The sequence below is a fragment of the Ramlibacter sp. PS4R-6 genome, assembly GCF_037572775.1.
Taxonomy (GTDB): domain Bacteria; phylum Pseudomonadota; class Gammaproteobacteria; order Burkholderiales; family Burkholderiaceae_C; genus Ramlibacter.
Map to the genome: position 1 here is coordinate 198,789 of NZ_JBBHKA010000001.1, position 14,196 is coordinate 212,984.

Sequence of the window (14,196 nt, forward strand, 5' to 3'; positions counted from 1 at the left end):
CCCGTGCTACGCTGCCTGCATGTTCAACCCTTCCCAGCAGGACGTGCGCCGCTTCTTCTGCGGTGTCGCGGCCAAGTCGCGGGCCGGCCACCCCATGGATGCGCTGGAGACGCTGGCCGGGCAATGGGTGGGCGAGCACCCCGAGTACGCGGGCGACCTCGCCGACGAGCAGGCGGCGCTGGCCGCGCAGCATGACGGCAGCGACGGGCGCGCCAACCCCTTCCTGCACCTGGCGATGCACCTGTCGATCAGCGAGCAATGCTCCATCGACCAGCCGCGCGGCATCCGGCAGGCGGTGGAACTGCTCGCGGCGAGGCGCAACTCGCTGCACGATGCGCACCACGAGGCGATGGAGTGCCTGGGGCAGATGCTGTGGGAAAGCCAGCGCAGCGGGCGACCGCCGGATGGGGACGCCTACGTGGAGTGCGTGCAGAAGCGAGCCACCAAGGACTGACGGAGTCAGTCCACAAAGAACAAGGCCCGCTTGAGCGGGCCTTGTTGAACGTAGACCCGAAGGGCCTAATGAGTATGGAAGCGCGATTCCGGAACCGTCTTCAGGTCGCCATCCAGTGAACCCATGTAATTCGCCAGCGCCTTGAGTTCCGCGTGGCTGAACTGCTTGGCGATGGCGCCCATCACGCCGTTGCTGCGGCCCACCGCCTGGTTGTTCTCCTGCTTGTAGGCCTTCAGGGCGACGAACAGGTAATCGGCGTGCTGGCCGGCGATCTTCGGGTAGACGTCGATGGGCAGCGAGAAGTTGGCGCCGTGGCACGACGCGCAAGCGGCCTTCTGCAGCAGCGCGGCGACTTGCGCGTCCGGCTGCTTCGAGGGCTGCGCGGGCGCCTTGGCGTCGCCACCCAGCTTGGCGTAGTAGTCGGCGACGTCGGCGATGTCCTGGTCGGACAGCGAACCGGCGATGGCGCGCATCGTGGGGTGCTTGCGGTCGCCGTTCTTGTAGCCGTTGAGGGCCGCGACGATGTACTTGGCGCTCTGGCCCGCGATCATCGGCACCTTGTGCACCTCGGGAAAGCTGGCCTGGTAGCCCTTGATGCTGTGGCATCCCATGCACATGGCGACGCGGGCCTCGACCGACTTGGAGACGGGGCCCGGCTGGGCGGCCGACGCAGCGGCCTTGGGGGCGGCAGCGGGCGCCTGGGCCAGCACAGGGGCCGTCGCGCAAGCGACAGCGACGGCGAAGAGCGTGGAGAACAGGTTCTTCATTTTGGGGGCAGAATCCGATGCGAGGGGACGACCCGTCCCTCCAAACGATCGATTATATCGGCGGCCATCCCGCCGCTTTTCCGGCACAGCACCCATGAAGTTCCAAGGCTCCCAGAACTACGTCGCGACGCAGGATTTGATGCTCGCGGTCAACGCGTCCATCACGCTCAAGCGGCCGCTGCTGGTCAAGGGCGAGCCGGGCACCGGCAAGACCATGCTGGCCGAGGAAGTGGCGACGGCGCTGAAGATGCCGCTGCTGCAGTGGCACATCAAGTCCACCACCAAGGCGCAGCAGGGCCTGTACGAGTACGACGCCGTCAGCCGCCTGCGCGATTCGCAGCTGGGCGACGAAAAGGTCAAGGACATCCACAACTACATCGTCAAGGGCGTGCTGTGGCAGGCCTTCACGGCGGACCAGCCGGTGGCGCTCCTGATCGACGAGATCGACAAGGCCGACATCGAGTTCCCCAACGACCTGCTGCGCGAGCTCGACCGCATGGAGTTCTACGTGTACGAGACGCGGGAGCTCGTGAAGGCCAAGCACCGGCCGCTCGTGTTCATCACGTCGAACAACGAGAAGGAGCTGCCCGACGCGTTCCTGCGCCGCTGCTTCTTCCACTACATCAAGTTCCCCGACGCCGACACGATGAAGCAGATCGTGGACGTGCACTTCCCGACGCTCAAGAAGGACCTGCTCACGGCGGCGATGAAGACCTTCTACGACGTGCGCAACCTGCCGGGCCTGAAGAAGAAGCCCTCGACCAGCGAACTGCTCGACTGGCTCAAGCTGCTGGTGGCCGAGGACATCCCGCCGGCCGCGCTGCAAAGCAAGGACGACAAGGTGGCCGTGCCGCCGCTGGTGGGCGCGCTGCTGAAGAACGAACAGGACGTGACGCTGTTCGAGAAGCTCGTGTTCATGCAGAAGCACAACCGCTGATGGACACGGCCTTCCGCGACGCTCTGGTCGAAGGCGTCTCGGACGCCGTCGGCTTCGTGCTGGGCGGCGTGCTCGGTTTCGGCATCGGGCAGCTGCTCGGCTGGAGCATCTTCGAGCCAGGGTTCGGTCCCCGCGCGATTGCCGGCATCGTGCTGTGCGGCATCGGCGGCGGCCTCGGCCTGCGGGTGGCCCGCACCTGGCGCCGTTCGCAGCGCAAGGAAGAAGCATGAAGAAGCACGAGCCCGTCACGCTCGAATCCGGCCGCGTGCGGCTGGAGCCGATGACGCGCGACCATGCCGCCGACATCGCGTCGGCCGCGCGCGACGGCGAGCTCTGGAACATCCGCGTGACCTCGGTGCCGGCGCCGGGCGAGGAGACGGCGTACGTCGACACCGCGCTCAAGGGCTACGCCGACGGCCACATGCTGCCCTTCGTCGTGCGCGACCTGGGCAGCGGCAAGGTGATCGGCAGCACGCGCTACCACGACATCGTGCCGGCGGTGGAGCGGCTGGAGATCGGCTACACCTGGTACGGCAGGAGCTGGCAGCGCACGCACGTCAACACGACGTGCAAGCTGCTGCTGATGACGCACGCCTTCGAGACGCTCGGCGCGAAGCTCGTCGGCTGGCGCACCGACAACTACAACCACGCCAGCCAGAAGGCGATCGAGCGCCTGGGCGCGCGCAAGGACGGCGTGCTGCGGCACCACGGGCTGCGCCGCGACGGCACGGTTCGTGATACGGTGATGTACAGCCTGGCCGCGGGCGAGTGGCCCGAGGTGAAGGCCCAGCTGCAGTACCTGCTCTCGAAGCCGCGGGAGTGACGCCATGCTGATCGACTTCTTCTACACGCTGCGCAGCGCGAAGCTGCCGGTCTCCGTCAAGGAGTACCTCACCCTCCTGGACGCGCTGAAGCACGGCGTGGTCGGTCCCGAAAGCGAGGACGGCTACGCGATCGACGACTTCTACTACCTCGCCCGCACGTCGCTGGTGAAGGACGAGAAGCACTACGACAAGTTCGACCGTGCGTTCGCGGCGTACTTCAAGGGCGTGGAGCTGGTGGCCGATTTCACCAAGGACATCCCGCTGGAGTGGCTGCGCAAGAACCTTGAGCTGGAGCTGTCGCCCGAGGAGAAGGCCAAGATCGAGGCCATGGGCTGGGACGAGCTCATGGAGACGCTGAAGAAGCGCTTCGAGGAGCAGAAGGACCGGCACGAAGGCGGCAACCGCATGATCGGCACGGGCGGCACCTCACCCTTCGGCGCCTACGGCTTCAACCCGCAGGGCATCCGCATCGGCCAGGACAAGGGCCGCAACAAGAGCGCCGTGAAGGTGTGGGACCAGCGCGCCTACAAGGACTACGACGACTCGCAGGAGCTGGGCACGCGCAACATCAAGGTCGCGCTGCGCCGCCTGCGCAAGTTCGCGCGCGAGGGCGCCGAAGAGGAACTGGACCTGGACGACACCATCAAGTCCACCGCCGCCAACGCGGGCTGGCTGGACATCAAGATGGTGCCCGAGCGCCACAACAACGTGAAGGTGCTGCTGCTCATGGACGTGGGCGGCACGATGGACGAGCACATCCACCGCGTCGAGGAGATGTTCTCGGCGGCCAAGGCGGAGTTCAAGCACCTGGAGTTCTATTACTTCCACAACTGCGTCTACGACTTCATGTGGAAGAACAACCGCCGCCGCTTCTCGGAGAAGTTCCCCACGTGGGACATCATCCGCAAGTACAACAAGGACTACAAACTCATCTTCGTCGGCGACGCCACGATGAGCCCCTACGAGATCCTGCAGCCCGGCGGCAGCGTGGAATACAACAACGAGGAAGCCGGCGCGGAATGGATGCAGCGCCTGACGAACGCCTTCCCGAAGTTCGTGTGGATCAACCCCGAGCCGCAAGGCGTGTGGCAGTACCGCCAGTCGATCAGCGTGATCCAGCAGCTGGTGAACCAGCGCATGTACCCGCTGACGATCAAGGGGCTGGAAGAGGCGATGCGCCTGCTGTCCAAGTAGCGATGCAGCTGCTCGACGGACTGAGGCGGGCGGTGTCCCAGTCCGTGATCTGGCCCCCGATCGACGACGAGCTGCGCGAAGCGCGGGAGCGCGGCTGGTTCGACGGGCGCGTGCTCAACGCCGGCGCCGGCTGGCGCAGCATCCGCCACCTGGTTCCCGGCGAACTCGTCAACCAGGACGCCTGGCCCGGCGACGACCGCCAGGCCATCGACGTCGTCTCCCCGCTGCACGAACTGCCGCTGGCAGATGCGTCGTTCGACACGGTGATCTGCATCGCCGTCCTCGAGCACGTCCCCAACCCGGACGCGTGCGTGGCGGAGATGCTGCGCGTGCTCAGGCCGGGGGGCCGCGTGGTGGCGAGCGTTCCTTTCCTGCAGCCGGAGCACAAGGTGCCGGGGGATTTCCAGCGTTTCACGCGCGACGGGTTCACGCTCCTGTTCGAGAGGAACGGGTTCCGGGTCGAGGAGGTCCGCGCCCTCGCCTCCGTCTACCACACGCTCTACTGGGTGGTGTGGGAGTGGCTGCACATGAAGGACAGCTTCGCCTACAAGCTGCTGCGCGTGCCCTTGCTGCTGCCGCTGGCGGCCGCGGCCAGGCGCTCGTCGTTCGTTTCGGACAGGGTGGCCTCCGGGTTCCGTGTGTACGCCGTGCGGCCGTAGCCGGGCGCGGCCGTCTTGCGTTTCGCGCGCATGCGCCGCGCGAACACCCCGAGAATCTCCCGGTAGATCGCATCCCCCAGGATCTGGTCCTCGTTGCCCGCGTCGATGTTCGGGTTGACGTTCACCTCGATCAGCCAGCACTTCTCGCCCGACTGCTTCAGGTCGACGCCGTACAGGCCGCGGCCGATCAGGTTGCAGGCGCGCAGCGCGGTCTCGACCACCACTTCGGGGACTTCGCCGATCGAGAAGGCAATCGTGTCGCCCTCGGTGTGCTGGCCGTCCTCGCGCTTGTGCACCTGCCAGTGACCCGGCGCCATCATGTACTGCGCCGCGAAAAGCGGGCGGCCGTCGAAGACGCCGATGCGCCAGTCGAATTCGGTGGGAAGCCATTCCTGCGCCACGAGGAGCTCGGAGCGGGCGAAGAGCTCTTTCGCGTGCTTCTGCAGGTCCTCCTCGCTCTCGATCTTGACCACCCCGAGGCCGAACGCGCCGTCGGGCACCTTCAGCACCAGCGGCAGCCCCAACGCGGGGATGAGTTCGCCGACGTTGCCCTTGTGCACCTTCAGCGTCTTGGGCTTGGGGATGCCGTGCTGCGTCAGCAGCTCGTCGAGGTAGACCTTGTTCGAGCAGCGCAGCACCGATTCCGGGTCGTCGATCACCGGCATGCCCAGCGACTCGCACTTGCGCGCCAGCGGGTAGGTGTAGTTGTCGACGCTGGGGTCGGCGCGGATGAAGAGCGCGTCGAACTCCTCGATGCGGTCCACGTCGCCCGGCTCGATGAGCCGGGCCTCGATGCCCACGCGCGGCGCGATCTCGACGAACTTGCGCAGCGCGCCTTCGTTGGAGCATTTGTCCTCGGCGGCCGGGTCGTGCAGGATCGCGAGCACGGGCGTGCGGCGGCTGCCCCCGGTGGCTGCCGGCGCGCGGTTGTCGCCGGTCACGAATTCCGTCGCCGCGGACAGCAGGAACTCGCGGTGGCGCGTTTGCACGTCGTCGGCCGAGATCGGGGTGAGCTTCTCCAGCTGCCACCCATCGTCGCTGCGGCGGAACTGCGCACGCAGCAGCGGCGCCTGGCTCGCGTCGAACAGTTGCTGGGCGAGTGGGCCATGCGCACCCGAGGGGTCGCGGCCGAAATAGGCATCCAGCTCGAAGCGGTCGCTCTCCTCGTGCTGGATGCCACGCGTCAGCTCCGCGACCTTGTCGGCGATGGCCTGGCGCAGCTCGTCGGATTGCAGGTCGCCCAGCGCCTTCACGCTGGGCAGGGGTTCATGGCCGCGCGCTTCGGCCAGCAGCGAGACGTAATAGCCGCGCCCCTGGTAGCGGTTGACACGGCAGAGGTTCACGACCCGTGCCCTCAGGTGGTTGGCGTACGCGGGTTCCGTGAGGTAGGCGCGGGCGCTGGCCACGCTCGAGCCAGGGATCTCGAACGGCCAGTGCGAAGTGCGGTCGACGACGAAGAGGATGCTCACCCCCACCAGCTTGCCCGCGAACCGTTGACAGGTGCGACGGCCCGCTGCCCTGCCGCGCGTCGGCGGCGCCGCACGCGGGGTCGGCCCCAATTGCTCAGCCGCGCAGCGTGTCCGCGATGCGGCGGGCGCTGCGGATCGCCAGCGCCACCATCGTCAGCGTCGGCTGCAGCGCGCCCGCGCTGGCGAAGGTGCTCCCGCCGCAGACGTAGACGCCTTGCGCCCCATGCACCGTGCCGAACGAGTCGACGACGCCTTCGCGCGCGTCGGCGCCCATGCGGCACGTGCCCAGGTGGTGGTGGGCCGACCAGTACGACGCGATGTCGTCGAGCCGCCCCGCAACGGCGCCCATCGCCTGCGCGAAGCGCGCGCCTATGCCCGTCGCAGCCTTGTAGGTGGCGCGGTCGAAGTCGTCCAGTTCGTAGTGCACATGCATGTAGGGATCGCCGAAGCGGTCGGCCGACTGCTTGGCCAAGGCCGCGTACTTGCCCGGCCCCCGCCGCGCCTCGGCGTTGAAGGTGAGGGTGCGCAGGCGCGTGCCGGGGCGCATCGCTTCGACGACCTGCGCGCCGTCGCGCCAGGGCTTGCGCATCACCGCGTCAAGTGCCGCCGAACTGAAGGTGTCGAACAGTTCCACCGTCATGCCGCCGTGCTCGCGCGGCGCCGCCGGGCGCACGAACTGGTGCGACAGCATCGTCGGCGGCCCGGCGCGGCCCGGCAGCATCCGTTCGCTGAACTCCACCTGCCCGCGCCAGACATGGTGGAACACCAGGTTGCGGCCGACCTGGCCCGAGTCGTTGCCCAGGCCTTCGCGGTGCGGGCCCCCGGCCTTGGACAGCAGCAGCAGGCGCGCGGATTCGATGCCGCCCGCGGCGACGATGATGGCGTCGGCTGCGTGCTCACGCGAAGCGGCGCCGAGGCCGGGGTGGACCAGCAGTGCGCGCGCGCGGTTGCCTTCCATCACGATGCGGCGCACGAGCGAGCGCGTGTGCAGCGTCGCCAGGCCCGTGCGCAGCGCCTGCGCGAGGTGGTGGTTGGGGCTGTAGCGCGCGCCCGTCGGGCAGGTGCCGCAGGTGCCGTAGTTGCTGCACGCCGGTCGGCCGTCGTACGCGCGGCGCGTGCGCGCCTGCGCGGTGGTGTGCACGTGCAGCCCCTGCGCCTTCAGGCGCGCCGCCAGCTCGAGGTCCACCGCGCCCAGCTCGAACGGCGGCAGCGGGTACGGCTGCTTGCGCGGCGCCGCGAACGGGTTGTCGTCGGCCGAGCCCGAGATGCCGAGGTAACGCTCCGCCTCGCCGTACCAGGGCTCGAGGTCGTCGTAGGTGATGGGCCAGCCGGCGAAGGTCTCGGGCACGAGCCGCGGCGTGATGCCCCACCAGCGCGTCGCCTGCCCGCCGACGCACATCGACCTTTCGTCGTCGATGCGCCACGCATAGTCGCCGGTCTGCACAAGGCCGCGCACGTCCGCGGGCAGCGCGGCGGGGATCGCTTGCGCCGGCCTGGCGAACTGGTTCGCGAACAGCACCTCGTTGGCGAACTGCGGCGCGTGCGGATAGGGAATGTCGGGCCCGGTCTCGAAGAGGTCGACGCGATGGCCGGCCTTCACGAGGTGCCACGCGAGCGTGGTGCCGACGATGCCCGCGCCGACGATGGCCACGCGCTTCATCGCGGTGCGCGCCGGTACTCGTCGAGGCCGCGCGCGCTGCCCGGCCAGGCCTCGTAGCCCAGTTGCAGCCAGGCATCCGTGCGCTGGAAGATGGCGAGGATTTCCTGGAACACGGGCCTCTCGAAGGCGCGCGCCTGCTCGGGCAGCGAACGCAGGCCCTGCAGGACGGCGAGGCGCGACTGCGGCGAAGCAGCCGCGAAGTCCGCGATGCCGGCGGCCGCGGCGCTCGCGGTGACGGTGTCGGCGAAGCGCCCATAGAGTTCGCGGCGCTTCGCGTCGTGCAGGGCGTGGTAGCGCCAGTAGGCTTCGTAGTGGCCGCGCAGCGGCGCCACGCCGGTGATCGCTTCGGCGCTGGCACGCAAGGTGCGCACCACCGCTGGCGCGAGAACCGAAGCCGCCGGGTCGGCGGCCGGGCGCTGCTGCTGCGCCTGCGCCGGCACGTATGCGCCGGCGACGGCCCAGCCGCCTTGCCGCACGAAGTCGCGCCGCGTGCCCTTCACGGCGGCGTGCCTGCGGCGGATGGTGCCGCCAGGCGGTAGGTGACCTGGCGGCCCGCGCCGCCCCATTCGATCGCTTCGTAGTCGCCGTTGCGCAGCGCGACGATGCGGCCCGTGCGCAGCGCCTGCGCCTTGTCGGGCGCGACGATGCGCAGGCCCTGCGCGGACGATGCCGTGCGCACGATGAGGCCTTCGTTGGCGGCGCCTATGCCTGCGCGCTCGCGGCCGTCGCCCGAAAACGCAGGGAACGCGAGGCGCCAGCGGTCGGCCGTGCCGCCTTCGAGGCGCACGGTGACGGTCACGGCGTCGGGCGCGAGCGAATAGCTCTCGGTCACCGCCGCGATCGCGGCGCCCGTGAGCTCGTAGCGCACCGAGAACTCCACCTTCGCGGGCGTGGCGGTGGCCACGCTCATGGACGCCTTGACCTTGCCCTGCCCGAACTGCGCCAGCCACTCCCAGCCCCCCTTGCCGTCGGGCCAGGCGATGCCGCCGGCCGCGAGCGGCAGCAGCTTCGCCGGTGCGCTGGCGTTGGGCCCGATCGCGTTGTCCATGTCCGGGCGGTGCACGCGCATGAGGCCCGTGCTGTCGTAGTCGATGTCGGCGGCGGTGTCGATCTCCAGGTAGTGGCCGCCGGCGTTCGCGAACACCTTGTGCAGCGCCGGCAGCTCGATCGCGAAGCCCCCCGCGTCGGCGGGGCTGGGACCTTCGGGGATGGATTCGTCGGCCACGCTCGCGGCGATCGCGAGGTAAGCGGCGGCCAGCAGGTTGTACTGCGAGTGCGAGGAGTAGGGCTCGAAGCCGCGCCGCACCGCGGGGTCGAAGCGGTTCTTCACCACCCACAGCTCGCCCGAGGGCCGCACCCAGCGCGCGACGGCGCGCGCCGCCTGGCGGGCCGCGCGCTTGAAGGCCGACGCGGCGGCCATGTCGCCCCTGGCCTTGCTGCGGCGCGCCCACAGCTCGAACGTCGCGCAAGCGAGCGCGTCGTTCCACGCATGCTCGGCGCTGCGGCCGCCGGCGGGCGCGTCGCCGCGCGGCGACTGCATCAGCAGCGCCGCCCACGCGCCGCGCTCCAACAGCGTCTCGAGCGCCTGGCGCTGCGGGCCGTCGTATCCCGCTTCCAGCAGCATCGTGAGGTTGAAGCGCGCCTCCGCGTCGTAGGCCACCGGCGCACCGGGGTCACGGTAGGTGCCGGTGGGCGTGAAGCGCGGCAGCTGCGCGGCAAGGTAGCGCTCGGCGAAGGCCGCGTCGGTGAAGCCGCGCTTGTGGCGCATGAACTCGCCGGCGATCGCGCCGGTGTTCCAGTTGATGACGTCGGCCTGGCCCGGACCGATCAGGTCGGTGTAGGCCACCTTGGGGTCGATCATGCGCAGGTACTTCTCCCAGCGCGCGCGCGTGGCCGCATCGACGCGGCCCTGCAGGCGGTCGTACGCGAGCATCGTCGGCACGATGAAGAAGTCGCCGTGCCGGTCGGCGGGCGTCCCGGAGGCGAGCTGGAACAGGGAGCTGTCGAGAGCGCGCGCGGCGCTGTCGAGCAGGTCGTTCACACCCGCGCCTGTCGCCAGCGTGGCCGCCGCCAGCGCATACGTTGGCGTGCTGTACTGGAACTCGCGGCGCATGAACGGGTCGACGATGCGCCCGCCCGGCGCCTGGAAGTGGCGGAAGTACTGCACGATGCCGTTGGCGATCGCGGCGTAGTCGCGGCTCGTGACGCCGGTAGGCGAGCGCAGCGGCGACGCCGCGAGCGTGGTGCGCACCTGGCGCAACGTGGCATCCAGCGGGTTGGGTTGCTGCGCCGCCGTGGGCATGGGCGGCACCGCATGGTTCTGCCCCGCCATCATCGGGGGAGGCGCGCCGCGCGCCAGCAACTCAGCCGCGCGTTCCGGCGTTTCGGGTTGCGCCGCCGCGAGCCCGGAAGCCAGCAGCAGCAGCGGAAAGATGGCGCAAGGCGCCGGAGGCAAGCGCATGGATTCCCCGCAATCGTCGCTCCTGCGGCGAGTGTCGCACACCGCTTGCGCTATGCTTCCAGCGCCCAACCGGGCCCACGCATGGCGCAGCAACTCATCCTCCACGTCGGCCTGCACAAGACGGCCTCCTCCTCGATCCAGGCCACTTGCGCGGCGAACCAGGTCGTTCTGCGGGCGCGCGGCTTCCAGTACCCCACGGTGCGCGCGCGCGGGCCCGAGGAAGCCAACCACACGTTCATCCTGCGCAACCTGTTCCGCCGCGACCCGGGACGCATGGGCCTGGAGGGGCAGTTCGAGGCGGGTTCCTTCACCTTGGCGGACCACGAGCGCGAGACGGTGAAGGCGCAGTTCGCCGATGCCTTGCGGTCCTACCGCGGCCCTTCGATCCTGTCGGCCGAAGGCCTTTCGACGTATGCACCGGACGAACTGGCCGCCTTGCGCGACTGGCTCACGTCCATCGGGTGCGAATTGCGCGTGGTCTGCCACGTACGGCACATCACCCCGTGGCTGGACTCGATGGTGGGGCAGCGGGTGCGCGGGCAGCTCGCGCTGACGCTGGGCGAGGCGGTGGACGAACTCGTGCGTTCGAAGGGCATCGTCCGGCCCCGCATGGAAATGGTCCGCTCGGTGTTCCCGCAGGTGGAATTCCACAGCCATGAAACGGCGGTCGCGCACCCGCACGGCCCGCCGGGCTACTTCCTCGAAACCATCGGCTTGCGCAACCTGGAGGGCCTCGAGTGGAAGCGGGTCAACGAAGGGTCCAGCGACTTGTCGGTGCGCGTCCTGTCGGTGCTGTTCCGGCGCTTCGGCCGTAGCCGGTGGCAAGGAACCAACCAGGAGCTCAAGCAGTTCCTGACCCAGCCCGGCTTGCAGGCGATCCGGCGGATGAAGGGGCCGAAGTTCGGTTTGCTGGAGGCCGAGGCCCGGCCGCTCGCGGAGTTGATCGCCGCCGAAAACGCGTGGTTACGCGACGAGCTGGGACCGGCCTTCCACGACCCCGACCCGTCGTTCCCGGCGCGGCCGCAAAAGACCTCGCCGCAACAGGTGGCGGCGCTGCGCGCGGCCCTGCGCCTGTGCACGCCCGAAGTGCGCGACTACCTCAAGGCCGCCCTGGCGCCCCCGACAGGAATCGAACCTGTATCTAGCGCTTAGGAGGCGCTCGTTCTATCCATTGAACTACGGCGGCGGTGACGCCGATTCTAGGTCTTATGAAACACCCGTTCCTCGCCGCGCTGGCGGTCGCCCTCGCCGCGCTGTTGCTGCATGCCTGCGGTGGCGGCGGCGGTTCGTCGCCCCCGCCGTCGCCAGAGGCCACGCTCGCCGCGACCATTCGCAGCGACACGCGCCTCGCATCCGTGCGCGCCAAGGCCAGGCAGCTCGCCGCGGGTTCGCTCGCGGCGGGCAGCGGCTACCCGGCGGTGTTCATCCGCGACCTCAACACCTTCCTTGCGCTCGCGATCGAGGCCCAGGGGCCGCAGAAGGTGCGCGAGTACCTCGAACTCTTCCTGGCGCACCAGGGCGCGGACGGCAACATCGCCGACGGCATTGCCCTGTTGGACGGCGCGACGTTCAAGGGCACGGTCGAATCGGACCAGGAAAGCTCGCTGGTGCAGGCGGTGGCGAAGTACGTCGCCGCCACCGGTGACACGGCGTTCCTGACGCAATCGGTGGCAGGCGTGCCCGTGATCGTGCGGCTGGAGAACGCGCTGAACTTCCTGTACTCGCAGCGCTATGCGGCGGCGTACGGCCTGGTCTGGGGCGGAACGCGCGCCGACTGGGGCGACGTGCAGCCCGAGGACGTGCCCGGCGTGGACCTGAGCGATGCGAGCCACCCGGCCATCAGCATCTACGACAACGCGATGCTGTCGCTGGCGCTGGCGGACCTGCAGTCGCTGGAAGGGGCGATCGCGCGCGATGCCTCCGCGTGGGCAGCGAAGCGCACCGCGCTGCGCGCCGCCGTCCGCACGCACCTGTGGACCGGCACGCAGTTCATCCCGCACGTCTACCTGGAGAAAGGCTCGCCCTTCCCGGCGAGCTTCGACGAATCGCGCATCTACTTCCAGGGCGGCACTGCGGTCGCGATCCAGGCCGGCATGCTGGAAGAGGCGGAAGTGCTGCAGGCCTTCGCGCGCATGGTTCGAAACAAGGTGGATTCGGGTTCGGCCAGCGTCGGCGTGTCGCTTTACCCGGCCTACCCCGCCGGTTTCTTCGCCAACACCGAGTACATGGGCTCGGAATATTTCTACCAGAACGGGGGCGACTGGCCGTGGTTCGGCGCGCGCATCGTGCAGCAGATGGTGGCGCACGGCCAAGTCGCGCAGGCCTACCAGGAGATCGGGCCCATGCTCGATCGCGTGGTGCGCGACAACGGCTTCTACGAGTGGTACACGCGCGAAGGCGCGCCGCGCGGCTCCGCGGAATACCGCGGCACCGCCGGCGAGATCGCGAAGGCCATCGACCTGCTGCTGGCCTGGGCGGCGGCGCACTGAGGGCGCCGGCCTCCCGGCGCGATCACAGCGTGTAGTAGATCCCGTCCTCGATCACGCCGATCACGTTCGCCTGGTTTTCGGCGGACTCCGAAAAACCGATCAGCACCTCCGCGCGCGACGTGCCCTTGTTGAGCGAATCGACCCAGTACTGCAGGCCCCCCGCGTCCGGCGTGCGGTGCAGCACGTTGGTGTAGAGCTGCGCGGCGTAGTGCTGGTTGTCGAGCGGGCCGTACTTGGAGTTGAACTCGGGGCTGGTTGCGAAGTAGGCGGCGGCGTCGCGCACCGACTGGCCGCCGTCGATCGCATGGATCCAGTAGCTCAGCCCGCCGACGTCGGGCTTGCGGTCGAACGCGGCCTGGTACAGGCGGTAAGCCATGCCCGCATTGCCGTTGATGTCGAAGGCGAGGAAGCCGTTCGTGAACTGCACGCGCTCGACGTTCGTGATCCATTCGTCCACGCCATTGCCGTAGATCGACACGCCCGTTGCCGTGTGCGACACGTAGTACTGGTCGGTGTGGCCGAACAGAACCAGCGTGTCCAACCCGCGGCCGCCGTCGATCACGCGCCCCGCGGCGTCGACCGTGGCATTGGCGCCCGACCCGCTCGTGTCGTCGAACAGGATGTTCTCGATGCCGTGCAGCGTGTCCTTGAAGCCCGCGCGGTAGCTCTCCACGGTCATGGAGCCGTCGGCCTGGTACTTGAAGTCGAAGAGGGGCAGCTCCTTGCCGGTGTAGCTCACCACGTCGAAGCCCGCGCCGCCCGTGATGTCGTTGTTCTCGGCCTTCGCCGAGGTCGCCATCGCATTGCTGACCACCGAGCCGCTCCACGTGAGCGTGCCGTTGCGGTAGATCTCGTTCTGCCCGGGGATGGGCGACGCGCCGTCGATCGCGTAGGTGCCCTGGTTCAAGGGCAGGTTCACGCCATTGAGCGATGCGCTGCCGATGTACAGGTCGCGGTTCTCGGACCCGACGCTGCCGTCGTTGAAGTACTGCAGGCCCACGCTCGTGATCGTGCCGGTCGGCAGCTGCACCGTCACCGTCTGCGTGTTGCCGTTGATGACATAGGCGTCGATCGTGGCCGTGGCGGTCCACTGGCCATTGATCAGGACGCCGATCTTCGGCCACTCACCGCCGGCGGGGATGCCGCCGAGGACGAAGACCAGCTGGCCCTTCTGGTAGTCGATTGCGGGGTGGGCCACGAACGCGTCGTTGCCCGAGGTGCCAGTCTGAATTGCCATTGCGAAAGCCTTCCTGAATTGATGGGACGACTTTAGGAATGCACT

The 14,196-nt window shown here is 68.9% G+C and carries 14 protein-coding genes and 1 tRNA gene; 7 read left to right on the forward strand and 8 right to left on the reverse strand.

Going from position 1 to position 14,196, the window contains the following annotated elements:
• Positions 1–19: 19 nt before the first annotated feature.
• On the forward strand, positions 20–454 hold the full coding sequence (locus tag WG903_RS00975) for a DUF1841 family protein (protein ID WP_340072314.1): 435 nt from the start codon (positions 20–22) through the stop codon (positions 452–454).
• 65 nt (positions 455–519) lie between these two features.
• On the opposite strand, the gene WG903_RS00980 is transcribed toward WG903_RS00975, so the two are convergent.
• On the reverse strand, positions 520–1,221 hold the full coding sequence (locus WG903_RS00980; RefSeq protein ID WP_340072315.1) for a c-type cytochrome: 702 nt from the start codon (positions 1,219–1,221) through the stop codon (positions 520–522).
• Between the two features lie 94 nt (positions 1,222–1,315).
• Here WG903_RS00980 and WG903_RS00985 point away from each other — a divergent pair, with 94 nt between their 5' ends.
• From WG903_RS00985 to WG903_RS01005, 5 genes are read left to right on the forward strand one after another with little or no spacing between them, the layout of a single operon-like run.
• Positions 1,316–2,158, forward strand: coding sequence for an AAA family ATPase (locus WG903_RS00985; protein WP_340072316.1), 843 nt, complete (start codon positions 1,316–1,318; stop codon positions 2,156–2,158).
• Entirely contained in the window at positions 2,158–2,388 is a 231-nt protein-coding gene (locus WG903_RS00990; RefSeq protein ID WP_340072317.1) for a hypothetical protein, read from the forward strand. Before WG903_RS00985 ends, WG903_RS00990 begins: the two co-directional genes overlap by 1 nt.
• Positions 2,385–2,981 carry a GNAT family N-acetyltransferase gene (locus WG903_RS00995; protein ID WP_340072318.1) on the forward strand — a complete coding sequence of 199 codons (597 nt, stop codon included), beginning with the start codon at positions 2,385–2,387 and terminating at the stop codon, positions 2,979–2,981. The genes WG903_RS00990 and WG903_RS00995 overlap by 4 nt, the downstream gene beginning before the upstream one ends.
• A gap of 4 nt (positions 2,982–2,985) precedes the next feature.
• A complete protein-coding gene (locus tag WG903_RS01000; protein ID WP_340072319.1) occupies positions 2,986–4,176 on the forward strand; it encodes a vWA domain-containing protein in 1,191 nt (396 codons plus the stop codon).
• Positions 4,177–4,208: 32 nt separating this feature from the next.
• A complete protein-coding gene (locus WG903_RS01005; protein WP_340072320.1) occupies positions 4,209–4,835 on the forward strand; it encodes a class I SAM-dependent methyltransferase in 627 nt (208 codons plus the stop codon).
• Here the strand turns inward: WG903_RS01005 and WG903_RS01010 are convergent.
• The 6 genes from WG903_RS01010 to WG903_RS01035 all read right to left on the reverse strand — a co-directional run bounded on the left by WG903_RS01010 (position 4,721) and on the right by WG903_RS01035 (position 11,611).
• Positions 4,721–6,304: a RimK family protein gene (locus tag WG903_RS01010; protein ID WP_340072321.1), complete on the reverse strand. Its 1,584-nt coding sequence runs from the start codon at positions 6,302–6,304 to the stop codon at positions 4,721–4,723. The genes WG903_RS01005 and WG903_RS01010 overlap by 115 nt on opposite strands.
• A gap of 94 nt (positions 6,305–6,398) precedes the next feature.
• Complete coding sequence (locus WG903_RS01015; protein ID WP_340072322.1) at positions 6,399–7,964, reverse strand: GMC family oxidoreductase; 1,566 nt, start codon at positions 7,962–7,964, stop codon at positions 6,399–6,401.
• Positions 7,961–8,464, reverse strand: a complete 504-nt coding sequence (locus WG903_RS01020; RefSeq protein ID WP_340072323.1) for a hypothetical protein — start codon at positions 8,462–8,464, stop codon at positions 7,961–7,963. Before WG903_RS01020 ends, WG903_RS01015 begins: the two co-directional genes overlap by 4 nt.
• Complete coding sequence (locus WG903_RS01025; protein WP_340072324.1) at positions 8,461–10,425, reverse strand: hypothetical protein; 1,965 nt, start codon at positions 10,423–10,425, stop codon at positions 8,461–8,463. Before WG903_RS01025 ends, WG903_RS01020 begins: the two co-directional genes overlap by 4 nt.
• A gap of 368 nt (positions 10,426–10,793) precedes the next feature.
• On the reverse strand, positions 10,794–11,021 hold the full coding sequence (locus WG903_RS01030; protein WP_340072325.1) for a hypothetical protein: 228 nt from the start codon (positions 11,019–11,021) through the stop codon (positions 10,794–10,796).
• 515 nt (positions 11,022–11,536) lie between these two features.
• A tRNA-Arg gene (locus WG903_RS01035) sits at positions 11,537–11,611 on the reverse strand.
• Between the two features lie 22 nt (positions 11,612–11,633).
• Between WG903_RS01035 and WG903_RS01040 the strand changes: the two genes are divergently transcribed.
• Positions 11,634–12,914 (forward strand): hypothetical protein, encoded by a 1,281-nt coding sequence (locus WG903_RS01040; RefSeq protein ID WP_340072326.1) that lies wholly within the window; start codon positions 11,634–11,636, stop codon positions 12,912–12,914.
• Between the two features lie 22 nt (positions 12,915–12,936).
• Here the strand turns inward: WG903_RS01040 and WG903_RS01045 are convergent, their stop codons facing one another.
• A complete protein-coding gene (locus WG903_RS01045; protein WP_340072327.1) occupies positions 12,937–14,151 on the reverse strand; it encodes a DUF4214 domain-containing protein in 1,215 nt (404 codons plus the stop codon).
• Between the last annotated feature and the right edge of the window lie 45 nt (positions 14,152–14,196).

Coding starts and splice junctions, on each gene's coding strand:
- WG903_RS00975 (WP_340072314.1), top strand. CDS start 20: ATGTTCAACCCTTCCCAGCAGGACGTGCGCCGCTTCTTCTGCGGTGTC.
- WG903_RS00980 (WP_340072315.1), bottom strand. CDS start 1,221: ATGAAGAACCTGTTCTCCACGCTCTTCGCCGTCGCTGTCGCTTGCGCG.
- WG903_RS00985 (WP_340072316.1), top strand. CDS start 1,316: ATGAAGTTCCAAGGCTCCCAGAACTACGTCGCGACGCAGGATTTGATG.
- WG903_RS00990 (WP_340072317.1), top strand. CDS start 2,158: ATGGACACGGCCTTCCGCGACGCTCTGGTCGAAGGCGTCTCGGACGCC.
- WG903_RS00995 (WP_340072318.1), top strand. CDS start 2,385: ATGAAGAAGCACGAGCCCGTCACGCTCGAATCCGGCCGCGTGCGGCTG.
- WG903_RS01000 (WP_340072319.1), top strand. CDS start 2,986: ATGCTGATCGACTTCTTCTACACGCTGCGCAGCGCGAAGCTGCCGGTC.
- WG903_RS01015 (WP_340072322.1), bottom strand. CDS start 7,964: ATGAAGCGCGTGGCCATCGTCGGCGCGGGCATCGTCGGCACCACGCTC.
- WG903_RS01025 (WP_340072324.1), bottom strand. CDS start 10,425: ATGCGCTTGCCTCCGGCGCCTTGCGCCATCTTTCCGCTGCTGCTGCTG.
- WG903_RS01030 (WP_340072325.1), bottom strand. CDS start 11,021: ATGCCCTTCGAACGCACGAGTTCGTCCACCGCCTCGCCCAGCGTCAGC.
- WG903_RS01040 (WP_340072326.1), top strand. CDS start 11,634: ATGAAACACCCGTTCCTCGCCGCGCTGGCGGTCGCCCTCGCCGCGCTG.
- WG903_RS01045 (WP_340072327.1), bottom strand. CDS start 14,151: ATGGCAATTCAGACTGGCACCTCGGGCAACGACGCGTTCGTGGCCCAC.